The sequence below is a fragment of the Fructobacillus tropaeoli genome, from assembly GCF_001047135.2.
Classification (GTDB): domain Bacteria; phylum Bacillota; class Bacilli; order Lactobacillales; family Lactobacillaceae; genus Fructobacillus; species Fructobacillus tropaeoli.
Map to the genome: position 1 here is coordinate 1 of NZ_DF968128.1, position 1,120 is coordinate 1,120.

Sequence of the window (1,120 nt, forward strand, 5' to 3'; positions counted from 1 at the left end):
GAGCTTTTAACCAAAACTTTAAATCTTCCACCATACTGTTTCTTGCTTTTCCAGTAATACTTATTTTCCTTCTCAACAAACTTCTCATGCGCCTCATCACGAGTAGCTGGATTAGCAATCGCAAAAATCCCTTCCCAATCGTCGATAAAATTAAATTTTCCAAACAGCTCATCTGCAATTTGACTTAGCACATTAGGATTCATCAATCCCATATTGTATTTTTTGTTTACCTTATCGAAGCAATCAGCAATCTTCTGATATTCTTCTTCAGTGAATTTTTTAGTCATGAGTTGTCCCTCTTTATTTTTTGAAATAAACGTAGAAACTTGTTTTCCCAATTCGCTATCAGGTTCTAATTTTCTAAACATATTACCTATACCAATTTCTATTACCAGTAATTCAAGTGATAAATCTGTGCGATTTTTTCGTCCACAGGCACGCCCTGCAAATGATATTCAGCCATTCGTTCTTTTTCTTCGTGGTGAAACAAATCATGGTGCTGGCGACATAGCGCAATCAAACGCCGTCCCCTATGGTTAATCTTCGTGCGGTCATTTCCCATGCCGACTTTGCTTCCCGTTATATGGTGATGGTCCGCCTTAATTCCGCAAATCACGCACCGCTTGTTTATCAGGCAGGCATACTCATAACGAGCAATTGCAGGGTCGTCCAAGTGGTCTAATGGCCGTCTGCTAAGTGGTACATTGTGCATTAAGCAGAATTCCAAGAGCATATTAATCAGCACATTAGTGTCGGACATGTTACCTTTGGAATCGGACATGCTGAAATCTTCAATGCCATAGTAAGTAGACATATCAGACTTGAATCGATCGTATATGCGCTGTTCATAATCAGCATCACTTCCACCGATTGCAGCGTTGGCAATATCTCGCATAATCGCCCTAGCAAATTTACGCTGTTTAGGGCTCACAGAGCGACCGTCTGTGAAAAGCAGGCTAACTACACTCGAACCAAATTTATCGAGTTCTACGAGCTTCTCTGGCTCAGCTAATTCAATTGTGACCACGTTGCCTCGCCTACTTAGTAATTTACCTGTGATTTCCATTCAGGCACCTCACTCATCGTAATAAGCGAACCGCCACAATTTTTGATAAGTTGT

Annotated in this window: 2 protein-coding genes; both read right to left on the reverse strand. The window is 40.8% G+C overall.

Translation table 11 applies throughout. From position 1 onward, the window contains the following. The coding region (locus AOQ32_RS08320) for a hypothetical protein (RefSeq protein ID WP_148666548.1) at positions 1-368 on the reverse strand (368 nt) is incomplete at its 3' end. Between the two features lie 20 nt (positions 369-388). Continuing rightward, positions 389-1,066 carry a putative HNHc nuclease gene (locus tag AOQ32_RS08325; RefSeq protein ID WP_059394393.1) on the reverse strand — a complete coding sequence of 226 codons (678 nt, stop codon included), beginning with the start codon at positions 1,064-1,066 and terminating at the stop codon, positions 389-391. Positions 1,067-1,120 lie beyond the last annotated feature (54 nt).